The organism is Pseudenhygromyxa sp. WMMC2535 (assembly GCF_011083025.2).
In genome coordinates, this window is sequence record NZ_JABJWV010000001.1 from 6,270,124 (window position 1) to 6,283,866 (window position 13,743).

Annotated in this window: 14 protein-coding genes; 12 read left to right on the forward strand and 2 right to left on the reverse strand. The window is 68.2% G+C overall.

The annotated features are described in order from the left end of the window. Positions 1-94 precede the first annotated feature (94 nt). From G6O69_RS24280 to G6O69_RS24305, 6 genes are all read left to right on the forward strand, one after another. A complete protein-coding gene (locus G6O69_RS24280; RefSeq protein ID WP_172305897.1) occupies positions 95-1,237 on the forward strand; it encodes a hypothetical protein in 1,143 nt (380 codons plus the stop codon). Between the two features lie 136 nt (positions 1,238-1,373). After that, positions 1,374-1,856 carry a MarR family transcriptional regulator gene (locus G6O69_RS24285; RefSeq protein WP_172305898.1) on the forward strand — a complete coding sequence of 161 codons (483 nt, stop codon included), beginning with the start codon at positions 1,374-1,376 and terminating at the stop codon, positions 1,854-1,856. After that, a complete protein-coding gene (locus G6O69_RS24290) occupies positions 1,853-3,100 on the forward strand; it encodes an FAD-dependent oxidoreductase (RefSeq protein ID WP_172305899.1) in 1,248 nt (415 codons plus the stop codon). The genes G6O69_RS24285 and G6O69_RS24290 overlap by 4 nt, the downstream gene beginning before the upstream one ends. A gap of 166 nt (positions 3,101-3,266) precedes the next feature. After that, a complete protein-coding gene (locus tag G6O69_RS24295; protein WP_172305900.1) occupies positions 3,267-3,590 on the forward strand; it encodes a 2Fe-2S iron-sulfur cluster-binding protein in 324 nt (107 codons plus the stop codon). Positions 3,591-3,607: 17 nt separating this feature from the next. Further along, positions 3,608-4,864 (forward strand): cytochrome P450, encoded by a 1,257-nt coding sequence (locus tag G6O69_RS24300; RefSeq protein WP_172305901.1) that lies wholly within the window; start codon positions 3,608-3,610, stop codon positions 4,862-4,864. A gap of 241 nt (positions 4,865-5,105) precedes the next feature. Beyond that, positions 5,106-6,704: an IS1182 family transposase gene (locus G6O69_RS24305; RefSeq protein ID WP_172302564.1), complete on the forward strand. Its 1,599-nt coding sequence runs from the start codon at positions 5,106-5,108 to the stop codon at positions 6,702-6,704. Between the two features lie 27 nt (positions 6,705-6,731). Here G6O69_RS24305 and G6O69_RS24310 read toward each other — a convergent pair whose 3' ends face one another. Continuing rightward, complete coding sequence (locus G6O69_RS24310; protein WP_172305902.1) at positions 6,732-7,886, reverse strand: acyl-CoA dehydrogenase family protein; 1,155 nt, start codon at positions 7,884-7,886, stop codon at positions 6,732-6,734. A 58-nt stretch (positions 7,887-7,944) separates the two neighbouring features. Between G6O69_RS24310 and G6O69_RS24315 the strand changes: the two genes are divergently transcribed. From G6O69_RS24315 to G6O69_RS24340, 6 genes are all read left to right on the forward strand, one after another. Further along, positions 7,945-8,814, forward strand: a complete 870-nt coding sequence (locus tag G6O69_RS24315; protein WP_172305903.1) for an XrtA system polysaccharide deacetylase — start codon at positions 7,945-7,947, stop codon at positions 8,812-8,814. A 21-nt stretch (positions 8,815-8,835) separates the two neighbouring features. Further along, positions 8,836-10,089, forward strand: coding sequence for a glycosyltransferase family 4 protein (locus G6O69_RS24320; RefSeq protein WP_172305904.1), 1,254 nt, complete (start codon positions 8,836-8,838; stop codon positions 10,087-10,089). Beyond that, a complete protein-coding gene (locus tag G6O69_RS24325; protein ID WP_172305905.1) occupies positions 10,086-11,213 on the forward strand; it encodes a GNAT family N-acetyltransferase in 1,128 nt (375 codons plus the stop codon). The genes G6O69_RS24320 and G6O69_RS24325 overlap by 4 nt, the downstream gene beginning before the upstream one ends. A gap of 29 nt (positions 11,214-11,242) precedes the next feature. Then, a complete protein-coding gene (locus tag G6O69_RS24330; RefSeq protein ID WP_172305906.1) occupies positions 11,243-11,821 on the forward strand; it encodes a hypothetical protein in 579 nt (192 codons plus the stop codon). Between the two features lie 210 nt (positions 11,822-12,031). Beyond that, positions 12,032-12,415, forward strand: coding sequence for a hypothetical protein (locus tag G6O69_RS24335; protein ID WP_172301967.1), 384 nt, complete (start codon positions 12,032-12,034; stop codon positions 12,413-12,415). Further along, the gene (locus tag G6O69_RS24340; protein WP_172301966.1) at positions 12,363-12,986 is read left to right on the forward strand and encodes an IS630 family transposase; all 624 of its coding nucleotides are present in this window, start codon (positions 12,363-12,365) and stop codon (positions 12,984-12,986) included. Before G6O69_RS24335 ends, G6O69_RS24340 begins: the two co-directional genes overlap by 53 nt. Here the strand turns inward: G6O69_RS24340 and G6O69_RS24345 are convergent. Further along, complete coding sequence (locus G6O69_RS24345) at positions 12,958-13,701, reverse strand: TetR family transcriptional regulator (protein WP_176397057.1); 744 nt, start codon at positions 13,699-13,701, stop codon at positions 12,958-12,960. The genes G6O69_RS24340 and G6O69_RS24345 overlap by 29 nt on opposite strands. Between the last annotated feature and the right edge of the window lie 42 nt (positions 13,702-13,743).

The window sequence follows — 13,743 nt, forward strand, 5'->3', positions numbered from 1 at the left end:
CACTGCGCGAGAGAGCCCATGTTACGAGAACGCAACGACTGACTCGCCGCCTTGACCCACCTCGGGTGGCAGTCGAGCCTCGTGGCGCGCAGACATGGCGTCCTCCGAACAAGGTGAACTCCTCGTCAATCCGCGAGCCGAGACAGAGTCTGGGTTCACGGGTTTTCCCCGTCGATTCACCGAGCTCGTCATCGAGGAACGGTGGTTCATCGGCATCCTCGCGGTCTGTTTTGCCGTTGCTGGGGCGGTCTACCCCTACCCGCAGGTGGCAATGTGGGTTGGCTTCTTGTTCGCGGGCTACGCGGTCATCGCCAACGACAGCATCCAGACCATCGGCACCTTCATCGCGTCGAACAAGCATCGACCGTGGTGGGTGCTGTGGCTGTTCATCGGCGGCGTGATGCTGGTGACCGTGGCCTACTCGTGGTTCGCCTACGACGGCGACGTGACCTACGGGCGGCTCGCGTCCAAGGGCTTCTCCACGGCGCCGACGAGCTTCGTGTTCTTGCAGGTCGCCGGCCCGCTCTTCTTGCTGATCCTGACCCGGCTACGCATGCCGGTCTCGACCACCTTCTTGCTGCTCTCGTGCTTCGCCACGGAGCCGGCGGGGGTGGGCAGCGTGCTGCAAAAGAGCCTGATCGGCTACGTGCTGGCCTTCGTGCTAGCGATCGCGGTGTGGTTCGCCGCCGGCCGGCTCATCGATCGCAAGTTCACCGGCCGCCCGCACCCCGCCTGGCACGTCGGCCTGTGGGTATCGACGAGCCTGCTGTGGTGCATGTGGCTGGTCCAGGACGCGGCCAACGTCGCGGTGTTCTTGCCGCGTCAGCTCTCGCTGGCCGAGTTCGCCGTGTTCGCGGCGGTGCTCTTCTTTGGCCTGGCGCTGCTCTTCAAGCTCGGCGGCGACAAGATCCAGCAGGTCGTCGAGGAGAAGGCCGCGGTCTCGGATGTCCGCCACGCGACCACGGTCAGCGCGGTCTACGGGGTCATCCTCTTCGTGTTCAAGGTCTGGTCCGAGGTGCCGATGAGCACCACCTGGGTGTTCATCGGCCTGCTGGCCGGACGCGAGATCGCCCTCAACGCGACCAAGGCCCACAAGATCGAGCGACGCTCGCGGCGCGAGGTGACCAAGCTGATCCTCCGCGACCTGATCTACGTGACCACCGGCCTGGTCGTCTCGCTGGGTCTCGCGGTGCTGGTCAGCCCGGAGCTCCAGACCTACATCTTCGGCGGCGGCTGATCGCCCTCGCCAGCGCTCGCTGATGTCGGCCGTCGGGTGACCCCCGGCGGCCGATTGCGTTTGTGCGCGCCTCGTCCTCGCGGCGAGTTGACAGGGTGGAGGCTTCGCGTATGGTTGACATCGTCAACGATTGACCATGTCGAAGAAAGCCGAGCCCAGGCCGAGCAGGCGAGAGACGATCGCGGAGCTGCCGCGGCTGATCATCACCGTGGTCACGGCGCTGACCAACCATGTTCGCGCGGCCTTCGAACGCGCGGGCATCGAGCTCACCCCGGACCAGTTCTCGCTCATGGACATCATCATGTACGCGGACAAGCCGCTGACCCTGACGGAGCTGGCGGCGATCCAGGAGCGGGACAAGTCCGGGGCCATGCGCCAGGTCGACCTGCTCGAGCGCCAGGGCCTGCTCGAGCGCACCGTGTCGAGCGAGGACCGGCGCAAGAAGGTGCTCACGCCCACCGCCAAGGGCCGGCGCCTCTACGCCAAGAGCAAGGCCTGCGTCGAGGCGGTGATGGCCGAGCTGTGCACGGAGCTCTCGGACGAGCGCCTCGAGCAGGTCGTCCGCGGTCTCGCCAAGTTCTCCAGCTCCCAGTCCTCCAGCGGGGGCGAGCGGCAATGAGCGCGGACGAGCGGGTCGTGATCGTGGGCGCGGGCCAGGCCGGGGCGGAGCTCGCGACCAGCCTCCGCCAGCGCCGCTACGCCGGGCGCATCACGATGATCGGCGAGGAGGCGGTGCCGCCCTACCAGCGCCCGCCCCTGTCCAAGGGCTTCTTGCTCGGCCAGCTCGAGCGCGAGGCCCTCTACCTCAAGCCGGCCGAGACCTACGCGCGCTTCGACATCGAGCTGCGCCTGGGCACGCGGGTGGCGGCCATCGATCCCGAAAGCCGGGCCGTGGTCCTCGGCAGCGGGGAGCGCCTGGGCTACGACAAGCTCGCCCTGGCCACGGGCGGCCGGGCCCGCCGCCTGGACATCCCGGGGGTCGAGCTCGATCGCCTCGACAACCTCTTCGTGCTGCGCGGTCTGGCCGACGCCAAGGCGCTGCGCGAGGCCTTCGCTCCCGGGCGCCACCTCGTGCTCGTCGGCGGCGGCTACGTGGGCCTCGAGATCGCCGCTGTCGCCGTGCAGCTGGGCCTGCGCGCGACCGTGGTCGAGGCTGCCCCGCGGATCCTCGCGCGGGTCACCGGCCCGGAGGTCTCGGACTTCATGGCCGCGGTCCACCGCGCGCACGGAGTCGAGCTGCGCCTGGCCAGCGTGTTGCGCACCCTGGTGCTCGACGACGCGGGGCGGCGGATCACCGGCGTCCGCCTGGGTAGCGAGGCGGGCAGCGAGACGCTCGACGCCGACCTCGTGCTGCTCGGGGTCGGCCTCGAGCCCAACGTCGAGCTGGCCGCGAGCGCGGGCCTGGCCGTCGACGACGGCGTGCTCGTCGACGCCTTCGCCCAGACCAGCGACCCCGACATCCTGGCGATCGGTGACTGCGCCCGCGGGCCAAACGCCCACGTCGACGCGCGCATCCGCCTCGAGTCGGTGCCCAACGCCATCGAGCAGGCCAAGGTCGCCGCGGCCACGATCCTCGGCGAGCCGCGGGCGTCCACCGCAGTCCCCTGGTTTTGGTCGGAGCAGTACGGCCTCGAGCTCCAGACCGTCGGCCTGCTCGCCGGCTACGATCGCTGCATCACCCGCAGCCCCGCCGAGGGCTGCTTCGAGGCGTTTTATCTGGCGGAGGATCGGCTGATCGCCGCCGACGTCATCGGTCGGCCGGCCGACTTCATGCAGGCCAGGCGCCTGGTCGCCGCGCGCAGCCAGGTCGATCCCGATCGCCTGGCGCAGGTAGATGTTCCGCTGGCAAAAGTCGCGATATGACAGACACTTCGCGCTGAAACAAAATGTTCATACTCGACCTCGAAAGGGTCGAGCCAAAGTGCAGTCGACGATGAATGTCGATGATGCAGCGTGTGTCATGGCCGAGGATCGCTCGGCCATGAGTTTGGACAATAGAACCACTAGTCGAGAGACGAAAGAAGAGCAGATGCCCAAGATCAAATTCATCGAGGCGAGCGGCGAAGAGCACGTCGTGGACGCCACGGCCGGCCAGTCGGTGATGCAGGCGGCCATGGACAACCTCGTGCCCGGGATCGTCGCAGAGTGCGGCGGGTATGCGAACTGCGCGACCTGTCACGTCTACGTCGACGCGGCCTGGACCGACGAGCTGCCCCGCCCCGAGGCCAACGAGGCCGCGATGGTCGAGTGCGCCTTCGAGGTCCAGGCCAACAGCCGCCTGTCTTGCCAATTGACCGTCACCCCCGAGCTGGACGGCCTCATCGTCCGCATACCAAGCTCGCAGATGGGCTAGGGGAGGGGAGCCGCACCATGGACACGCCAAGCACCGAAACCCCGAGCTTCGCCACGGGCCTCGCCGAGGTCCCGGCCCACGTCCCGAGCGAGCGCGTCGTCGACTTCGACTACCTGCGCCCGCCGGGGATCGAAGACGACCTTCACCGCGCCTGGAAGTCGATCCAGGACAGCGCGCCCGATATCTTCTGGACGCCGCGCAACGGCGGCCACTGGGTGGTGACCCGGGCCGAGGACATCAAGGCGATCCAGCTCGATCACGAGGGCTTCTCGCACCGCCGCATGGTGGTTCAGATGCCGGACGCTGATCCCATGGGCAACCTGATCAGCATGGATCCCCCGCAGCACACCCCCTTTCGCACGCTGATCTCGCCGGCGCTCTCGCTGCGCGCGGTCAAGGGCCTCGAGCTGGGGATCCGCGAGACGATGATCGGGATCATCGACGCGCTCCTGCCCAGGGGCGGCTGCGAGTTCGTCGGCGACTTCGCCAAGGTCTTGCCCGTGGTCATCTTCCTGCGCTTCGTCGAGCTGCCCGAGGCCGATCGCCCGCGCCTGCTCGAGCTGGCCGAGGAGATGATCCGGCCGACGAGCATGCAGGCGCAGTTCGAGGCCCACGCGGCGATCATCGCCTACCTGGGCGGGCACCTGCGCGAGCGCGCCCAGGCGCCGGGCAAGGACCTGCTCAGCAAGATCGTCCACGCCGAGATCGACGGCCGGCCGATCACGATGGAGGAAGCCGAGGGCCTGAGCAACGTGGTGCTCGCCGGCGGCCTGGACACGGTCGCCTCGATGCTCGGCTTCGTCGCCCGCTTCTTGGCTCTCAACCCCGAGCACCGCCACAAGCTGATCGCCGAGCCGGCGCTGATCCCCAACGCGGTCGAGGAGCTGATCCGCCGCCACGGGTTGGTCAACACCGCGCGGCTGATCACCCGCGACATGGAGTTTGGCGGCCTGTGCTTCAAGGCTGGTGAGCAGGTCCTGGTGCCCAATCACCTCTACGGCCTCGACGAGCGCCAGGTCGGGGATCCGCTGGCCGTCGACTTCGAGCGCGAGCGGCCCGCGGCTCACTACGCGGCCTTTGGCAACGGGCCGCACCGCTGCCCGGGCTCCTACCTGGCCAAGGCCGAGCTGAAGATCTTCCTCGAGGAGTGGCTGCGGCGGATCCCCGAGTTCGAGATCGCGCCTGACACCAAGCCGGTGTTCGCTTGCGGGCCGGTCAACACCGTGCGCGAGCTCCAGCTGCGCTGGGGGAACGCCGACGCTCAGAGCTTCTAGGAGCCCTCGCTTGGTCTTTTCGCCGAGGGCTTTGTCGCCAAAAATTGCAGTACGCCCGGTACAGCGGCGTTTTGGCTTCGCGCCCTCGACGAAAATCCTGGCGCCAGGAGCCGCGTTGGGTTTCACCACGGGCTCCTAGAGCGGCGATCAGTTTGAATTGTTAATAGATTCCGATCGCTTAGCGGCGCGGTTCGACAACGTCTGGCGGTCGTGATCCCGTAGGCCTCGCACGAGGCCACGCATGACGCTCCCCCGCTGGAACCCTCCCGTCACTCTGTCTCCCCGCGAAGCCCGCATCCGCAAGCGCGTCGGCAAGAAGCGCAAGCTGTTTGGCTTCCTGTGTGACCACCGGCTCGAGCTGTTCGACGACGACTTCCAAGCCGAACTCGAGCAGATGTACCGCGACACCGGAGCCGGGAAGAACCCGATGCCGCCCGCACTGCTCGCCATGGCCCTACTGCTTCAGGGCTACTCCAACGCGTCGGACTCGGAGGCCGTCGAACTCGCCGCCTGTGATGCTCGATGGCAGCTGGTCCTCGGCTGCCTTGGTTGCGATGACCCGCCGTTTTCCCAGGGCTCGCTGTTCAACTTCCGCGAGCGGCTCATCGCTCACGACATGGACCGCAAGCTGCTCGAGCGCACTCGGGAGCTCGCCAAGCGAACTGGCGCCTTCGACTTCAAGAAGCTGCCCAAGAAGCTCGACGTCGCCGTGGACTCGAGCCCGCTTCGAGGTGCGGGTCGGGTCGAGGACACCTTCAACCTCCTCGCTCACGCGGCGTGGAAGGTCGTGCTGTGCGTCGCCGAGCTACGCGCTCGACCGGCGGAGCTGCTTGTCGACGAGCTCGGCATCCCGCTGCTCGCGGAGCCGAGCATCAAGAAGGCGCTCGATATCGACTGGTCCAACCCTGCGGCCAAGAGCGCGGCGTTGAACCGTTTGCTCGGACAGATTGAGACGCTCGAACAGTGGGTCGAGACGAACCTGTCGAGCGAGAGCAGCAAGCCTCCGTTGCAAGACCAGCTCGCGCTACTCGAGCAGCTACGTGGACAGGATCTCGAGCCCGACCCCGACCGTGGAGGCCAGCGCATCAAGCGGGGCGTGGCGAAAGACCGGCGTGTGTCCGTCGAGGACCCCGACATGCGTCACGGTCGCAAGACCAAGACGAAGTCCTTCAACGGATACAAGCGCCACGTCGTCGTCAGTCTTCACACCAAGCTCATCCTCGCTGTGACGGTGGCTCCGGCGAACCAGCCGGAGAAAGACAGCCTCCCCACGCTCGTCGACCGAGTCGAACATCTGGGCCTCGAACTCGCGAGCCTGCACTTCGACCGGGGCTACATCGAGAGCTCGGACGTCCCCGAACTCGTGGCCAGCGGCGTCGAGGTCATCTGCAAGCCATGGCGGCAGTCCAACGGCGACAAATTCGCCAAGACCGACTTCAGCCTCGACTTCGCCAGCCAGACGGTGACCTGCCCAGGGGGACAGACCCAACCCATGCTCCTCGGCGAGAGCGCCCGCTTCGAGGCTGATGTCTGCAACGCCTGCGAGCTCAAGCCCAAGTGCACGACCTCGGACCGGGGCCGAGGCCTCCGAATCGCCGCCAACGAGCCGTTGCAAGCGAAACTACGGGTCCTCCAACGAGCACCGCGCGGACGCGCGCGACTGCGACAGCGCGTCGTCGTCGAGCATACGCTCGCTCATGTCGGCCAGCGCCAAGGCAACCGAGCTCGCTACCTCGGCATGCGCAAGAATGAGTACGACTCCACGCGAGCGGCAGTGCTCGTCAATCTGCAGGTCATCCAGCATGAGCTGGAGTGCCCGAAGCTGGCAAATGCGGCGTAGCTCACCGAATTCAAACTGGTCGCCGCTCTAGAGCAGCCCGAGCTGGCGCGCGGCCAGCTCTTTCATGATCTCCTCGGCGCCGCCGCCGATGCTCAGGACCTTGGTCTCGCGGTAGATTCGCTCGCACTTGGTCCCGCGCGTGAAGCCGGCGCCGCCGAGGATCTGCACGCCCTCCTTGGCGCAAAGCTCGACGCACTGGGTAGCGAGGTTCTTGGCCATGCAGACCTCGGCGATCGGCTGCTCGCCTTTGTCGATGCGCCAGGCGAGGTCGTCGAGGACGCACTCGACGGCGCGGATCGCCGTGGCCATGTCGACGAGCTTGTGGCGCACGACCTGGTGACGCACGAGCGGCTTGCCGAAGGTCTGGCGCTGCTGGGCCCAGGCCAGGGCCTCTTCGAAGCAGACCCGCGAGAGGCTCAGGGCCATGGCCGCGAGCATCATCCGCTCGCCGTTGAAGTTGACCATGATGCCCATGAAGCCGGCGTTCTCCGGGCCGATCAGGTTCTCGGCGGGGACCTTGCAGGCGTCGAAGTAGAGCGTGGCCGTGTCCGAGCACCACCAGCCCATCTTGTCGAGCTTGGTCCGGCTCAGGCCGGGGGCGTCGCCGGGGATCGCCAGCAGCGAGATGCCCTGCATGCCCGGCTCGCCGGTGCGCACGGCGGTGGTGATCCAGTCGGCGCGCATGCCCGAGGTGATGAAGGTCTTGCTGCCGTCGACGATGTAGTGGTCGCCCTCGCGCCGGGCCCGGGTCTGGAGGTTGGCGACGTCGGAGCCCCCGGACGGCTCGGTGATCGCCAGGGCGCAGACCTGCTCGCCACGAAGCACGCCCGGGGCGACCTTGGCCTGGAGCTGCGGCGAGCCGAGGGCGAGCAGGGGAGGCAGGCCGATGCCGTGGCTCATCAGGCCCGCGACCAGGCCGCCGGCGCCGGGTCGGCACAGCTCCTCGGCGATGATCAGCTTGGTGAAGCTGTCCGCGGGCGTGCCACCAAAGTCCTCGGGGAAGCCCAGGCCGAGCAGGCCGTGGTCGCCGGCCTTGCGGTAGAGCGCGCGGGGGAATTCGCCGGCTTCCTCCCAGGCGTCGACGTGGGGGCCGAGCTCGCGCTCGACGAAGGCGCGGATGCTCGCGCGCAGGATCTCGTGGTCTTCGCTCCAGCCGGGGTGAGCGCGGCGCCTGGTGGTCATGGATTCACGTTATCCGATCGCTTTGGCCCGGGTGGCTGCTTCGGGCTACCATCGAGGGGTGCGCAACCTCCTGAGCATCGATCTCGAGGACTGGTTTTGCGTGTCGAATTTCGATGAGCTGATCCCTCGCGCGGCTTGGGATGCCTGCGAGTCGAGGGTCGAGCGGAGCACCGAGAAGCTGCTCGAGCTCTTCGAGCGGCGCGGGGTCGTGGCCACCTTCTTCGTGCTCGGCTGGGTGGCCGAGCGGGCCCCGGATTTGATCCGCACCCTAGCCAACGCCGGTCACGAGGTTGCCTGCCACGGCTACGGCCACAACCGCCTCGGTCAGCTCGACCCCGCCAGCTTCGACGCCGACCTCGGCCGCGCCCTCGCCATCCTGCGCGAGCTCAGCCCGGCCCCGGTCGTGGGCTACCGCGCGCCCTCGTTCTCGCTCACGCGCGAGACCCTGTGGGCGATCCCCGTGCTGCGTCGCCACCAGATCACCTGGGACTCGTCGATCTTCCCCTTTGGCGCGCACCCGGAGTACGGCATCGCCGACGCGCCCGTCGATCCTTTTTGGCTCGACGAGGGCCTGCTCGAGCTGCCGATGTCCGTGGTCGAGCTCGGGGGCAGGCGCATGCCCTGCACCGGGGGCGGCTACTTTCGGCTCTATCCCTACGCGCTGAGCCAGGCGCTGATCCAGCGCTGCAACGCCGCCGGTCGCCCGGCGATCTTCTACGCGCACCCCTGGGAGTTCGACCCGGATCAGCCGCGCATGCCCTTGCCGGCGGTCAAGCGCTTTCGCCACTACAACAACCTTGGCGCGACCCTCGAGCGCCTCGATCGTCTGCTCGGCGCCTTCGAGTGGGGACCCATGGGTGCCTGGGCAGACAGTGCCGCGCGCCAGCCAAAGACGGCCGCGCGTCCCAGCTGGGCGCACGCGGGCTGAGAGCCCGCGGTGGAGAGCTCCGTGGACGTTGACAGCGCCGAGTCCGGTCGTCAGCCTGCTCGCGGCGTGAGCGGCTTCGACCCTGGTTTTGGTGCTGGCTCCGAGGCCGCTCGTGAGCGCGACCCGAGCCTGGATCCGCCGCGGCGGATCGCCCTGGTGATCACCCGCAGCGACATGATCGGCGGGGCTCAGGTCCACGTGTTCGAGCTCGCCCGTGGGCTGATGGCCGCCGGCCACGTCGTCGCGGTGTTCGTGGGCGGGCGGGGGGCCTTCATCGACCAGCTGCGCGCCGTCGGGGTGCCGGTCTGGCCGCTCCCGAGCCTGATCCGCGAGATCGATCCCAGGGCCGACCTGCGCGTGCTCGCCGAGCTGCGCGCGGCCCTGCGTGCCTTCGCGCCGGATCTGGTCAGTACACATTCGACCAAGGCCGGCTGGGTGGGGCGGGTGGTCGCGCGGGCCATGGGCGTGCCGGTGGTCGTCACCGCCCACGGCTGGCTGCTCACCCCGGGCGCCCTCGAGCCGTGGCAGCGGGTCGCCTGGCTGGCCGAGCGCAGCCTCGCGCCCCTGTCTGCCGCGGTGATCGCCGTATCCAACTACGATCGCGCCATCGCCCTCGAGCACCGGGTCGTGCCCGCGGACAAGCTGCGGGTGGTCCACAACGCCCTGCCCGAGCGCGGCGGCGAGCAGCAACTCGCGGATCCCCAGCGCGCGCCGCCGAAGATCATCGCCGTCGCCCGGCTCCAGGAGCCCAAGGATCCGCTCACCTTGATCGCCGCGCTGGCCGAGCTGCGCGAGCAGGCCTGGACCTGCGAGCTGATCGGCGACGGGCCGATGCAGTCCGAGGTCGAGGCGGCCGTGGCGGCGGCCGGGCTGGGGGAGCGGGTGCGCCTGCTGGGCGCCCGCGACGACGTGCCCGAGCGCCTCGCCCAGGCCCAGATCTTCGTGCTGCCCACGCGCCGCGAGGGCTTCCCGATCAGCATCCTCGAGGCCATGCGCGCCGGGCTGCCGGTGGTCGCCAGCGACGTGGGGGGGATCGCCGAGGCGGTGCTCGACGGCCGCACGGGGGCCTTGGTGCCAGCCGCCGACGCGGGGGCCCTGGCGAGGGCCCTGGCGCCGCTGATCGCCGACGCCGACCGCCGAGTCGCGCTGGGGGAGGCGGGGCGCCGCCGCTTCGTCGAGGCGTTCGGCTTCGCCACGCATCTGCGGCGGATCTGGGCGGTCTACGCCGAGGCGATCGACAGCGGCGCCCGTCGTGGGCGACCCTGGACGACGTGAGTGAGGCGAGCGAACGAAGCTGGACGATCCGCGACTACCAGGCCGGCGACGAGACCGAGATCGTCGCCCTCTTCGAGCGGGTGTTCAAAAAGCCGATGGCCGAGCGCGACCCCGCGGCGCACTGGCGCTGGGAGTTCGCCCAAAACCCAGTCGGCCCCCAGGTGATCGAGCTGGTCTGGGCCGGAGGCGGGCGCCTCGTCGGTCAGTACGCGGTCTCGCCTCGGCGGCTGTGGGTGCACGGCCAGCCGCGCCTGGCTGCGCTCTCCCTCGACACGATGACGGACCCCGACTACGGCCGCCAGGGCATCTTCTCGTCGAGCGCCTCGGCCTGCTACGCGGCCATGGTCGAGCGCGGCTTCGACTTCGTCTACGGCTTCCCCAACGCCAACTCCGTCGGCGGCTTCGCCCGTCGCCTGGGGTGGTCGGTGATCATGCCCGCGCCGGTGTTGATCAAGGCGCTGGATCTGGGCGCTCCGCTGGCGGCCAAGCTCGGGGTGCCGGTGCTCGAGTCGCTCCTCGGCCCGGTGTCGAGGTCGGCGCTCGAGGCCCCCGCGGCCCTCGACGCCGCCGCCCAGGCCCTGCGCACCCGCTTGCGCGGCGGCCCGAGCCTCGACGTCCTGCCCTTTGGCAGCTTTGGAGCTTGGGCCGACGCGCTGTGGCAGCGCTGCCGTGACCAGCATCGCATCTGGGTGATTCGCGACGCCGCGTTCTTGCGCTGGCGCTACGACGAGCGCCCCGAGTCCGACTATCTGCGCCTGCAGGTGGTCGCCGACGGCGAGGTGGTCGGCTACGCCGTGCTCGCCCTGAGCGAGCGCCCCGAGGGCAAGGTCGCCTTCGTGATGGACCTGCTCGTCGATCTCGACGTGCCTGGGGCCGCCTCGGCGCTGCTGCGTGGCCTCGAGACCCGGGCGCGGATCCAGGGGGCGAACTTCATGTCGGCGATGGCCGGCCCGGCCTCGCCAACGCGCCCGTGGCTGCTGCGGCACGGCTACCTGCCCCTGCCCGAGCGCCTCTTTCCACAGGAACTCCACTTTGGCGGCCGGGTGCTCGCGGGGATCAGCCAAGCGCAGCTCGATGATCCCGGGGCTTGGCAGCTCGGCTGGGGCGACGTCGATGTTCTCTAGCAACGCCAAAGTGCTACCGTGGCGCCTCCATGGCCAGCACCAAGAGTGACTCGAAGTCCCCGATTCGCACCGATGTCTCCAAGCTGAAGGCTGGGGATTATCTGTCCGAGACCCAGTACTACAAGGTCAAGGAGGTCCTCGACGGCAAGATCGCCCTCGAGAACGAGCGCGGCTTCGGGATCACGGTCACCAACCGGATCATCGAGGAGGGCATGTACTCCTCCGGGCAGTTCAACGACACCGTCACGCTCAGCCGCACGGCGCTGTGCGAGGTGCTCGAGGGCGCGGGCGACTCGATCTTCACGGTCAACTTCAACAAGCAGGCCAAAGAGAAGGAAGTGGTCGACGAGATCCTCGGGGCCGTCGACGAACTCGGCAGCGACCCGGATCCCAAGGTCCTGACCAAGAGGATCAAGGCGGCGGTCAAGAAGGGCGTCAGCGGCCAGGTCCGCACGTTGATCGGCTACCTGGTCCAGACCGAGGCCAAGATGGGTCGCAGCCAGGTCATCGATCTCGAGGCGCCCGGCAAGCACCGCTACCGGCTGGTCGATCACCGGACGATCAACTGGCTGGTGCTCAAGAACGTGAAGTACGTCGTCAAGAAGTAGGCCGCGGGCCGTCAGCGGTCAGCGAAGACGAGCAGCGCGCGGGTGCTGCTCGTCTTCGTTTGGGCGTCGCTCACTCGGAGACGGCGAGCGGGCTGGTCTCGAGCTGCGAGGCGTCACGCTCGTCGCTTTCGTCGCCCGCCTCGCTAGTGTACGATCCAGAGGACCGGAAGGGTGATCGACATCGAGTCCCCATGGTGATCTACTGGCCGGGTGACGACGCCAATCTCCGTCGACCTCCGCACCCGGATCGCCGAAGCCATCGAAGCTGGCGAAGAAAGTCAGCCCCTCATCGCCGAGCGCTTCTCCGTCTCGGTCACCACCGTCGAACGCATCTCGCGGAAGCTGCGCCAAGGCGAGAGCTTGGTGCCGAAGAGTCCACCTGGCCGGACGCCCAAGTTGAAGGAGCGCCACCTCCTGTGGATTCGTGGCGAGATGGAGAAGGACCCCTACCTCGGCTCCTACCACCTCTCGGCGCGCTTCAATCGACGATTTCCCAAGAACCGGGTCCATCGCTCGACGATCCTCCGGGCGCTTCACCAACTTGGCCTCAGCTTCAAAAAAAACTCCCTACGCTCCCCAGCGGGACCGACCTGACGTCGCCGAGGAGCGCGCCCAGTTTCGGTTGCGACAGCGGCGACTCGACATCGGACGTCTCGTCTTCGTGGACGAATCGGGCACGCATCCAGGGATTGGTCCGCGCCGGGGCTGGTCCCCACGCGGCGAGCCGCTCTACGGACCGCACGAGCCCTATTCCCGCGGTCGCCACGTCTCGATGATCGCGGCCTTACGCGTCGACGGCATCAGCGCCTTGATGACGACCGATGGCGGGGTCAAGACCGCTGACTTTCTGCGCTTCGTCCGACAGCGCCTGGCCCCCACGCTCGAGCCGGGCGACATCGTTTGCTGGGATAACATCAACATGCACAAGAATGCAGAGGTCGTGGCTGCGGTGCTCGAGAGGGGTGCGAAGGTCGTCCGCTTGCCCCGGTACAGTCCCGACTTCAACCCGATCGAGGCCGCTTGGGCGAAGGTCAAAGCTTGGATACGCCGAGCGATGCCCACAACCGTCAGCGAGCTCAAGAAGGCGATGCGTAGGTCCCTGCGTCGGATCCGAGCCTCGGACGCACTCGGCTGGCTCAAGTACTGTGGATATCGCCTTCCGTGATTCTGATCCGTACACTAGGGTCGCTCGGCTCGCTCGGCTCGAGGGCGTAGAACTCGGGGAAGAGCGCCTCGCAGGGCGTCTCGCCGGGTCGCTTGCGCAGGGCCTCGGAGTGCAGCAGGTCGGTGGCCGCCTTGCCGAGCTGCTCGATCCACGGGCCGGGCGCGTCGACGGCCGGGGGCAGCAAGGAGAGCGAGCGCAGCAGCCCGCTGAGCAGCGCGCCCAGGGCCAAGGTAGCGAGGTCGAGGTTGAGGTCGGCGGGCAGCTGGCCGCTGGCGATGGCCCGCTGCATCAGCTCGCGCTCGTGCAGGCGCAGCTGCTGGGCGTTTTGGCGCAGACGCTCGCGGACGTCGTCGTTGCCGATGGCCTCGCAGCGCAAGAAGATGATGTCCATGAACATGCGCTGCTGGGGGTCGGCGAAGCGCCTGCGCAGCACCGTGGTCACCCACTCCTGGAGCGTGCCCAGGGGGTCCTCGGCTCCCTCCTCGCGCAGCTGCTCGAGCATGTCGGTGGGGAAGAAGATCCGGTCGCAGATCGCGTTGAAGACGTCTGCTTTGTTCTTGAAGTGACCGTAGATTGCGCCGCGGGTCATGCCTGCGCGCTCGGCGACCTTGGTGAGGCTGGGCCGTGCGACGCCTTCCTCCCAAAACACTTCGAGGGCTGCGTCCAGTAGCTTCTCTCGGGTCTGTTGCGTTTCTTCAGGTGTTCGGCGCGCCATGGGCTGGCCCCCAAGCCAGATGTGGAGTATACCCGGATTTAT

What these genes read in the sequence shown, in the direction of transcription:
- G6O69_RS24280 (WP_172305897.1), top strand. Translation starts at nt 95, where the DNA reads ATGGCGTCCTCCGAACAAGGTGAACTCCTCGTCAATCCGCGAGCCGAG.
- G6O69_RS24285 (WP_172305898.1), top strand. Translation starts at nt 1,374, where the DNA reads ATGTCGAAGAAAGCCGAGCCCAGGCCGAGCAGGCGAGAGACGATCGCG.
- G6O69_RS24290 (WP_172305899.1), top strand. Translation starts at nt 1,853, where the DNA reads ATGAGCGCGGACGAGCGGGTCGTGATCGTGGGCGCGGGCCAGGCCGGG.
- G6O69_RS24295 (WP_172305900.1), top strand. Translation starts at nt 3,267, where the DNA reads ATGCCCAAGATCAAATTCATCGAGGCGAGCGGCGAAGAGCACGTCGTG.
- G6O69_RS24300 (WP_172305901.1), top strand. Translation starts at nt 3,608, where the DNA reads ATGGACACGCCAAGCACCGAAACCCCGAGCTTCGCCACGGGCCTCGCC.
- G6O69_RS24305 (WP_172302564.1), top strand. Translation starts at nt 5,106, where the DNA reads ATGACGCTCCCCCGCTGGAACCCTCCCGTCACTCTGTCTCCCCGCGAA.
- G6O69_RS24310 (WP_172305902.1), bottom strand. Translation starts at nt 7,886, where the DNA reads ATGACCACCAGGCGCCGCGCTCACCCCGGCTGGAGCGAAGACCACGAG.
- G6O69_RS24330 (WP_172305906.1), top strand. Translation starts at nt 11,243, where the DNA reads ATGGCCAGCACCAAGAGTGACTCGAAGTCCCCGATTCGCACCGATGTC.
- G6O69_RS24345 (WP_176397057.1), bottom strand. Translation starts at nt 13,701, where the DNA reads ATGGCGCGCCGAACACCTGAAGAAACGCAACAGACCCGAGAGAAGCTA.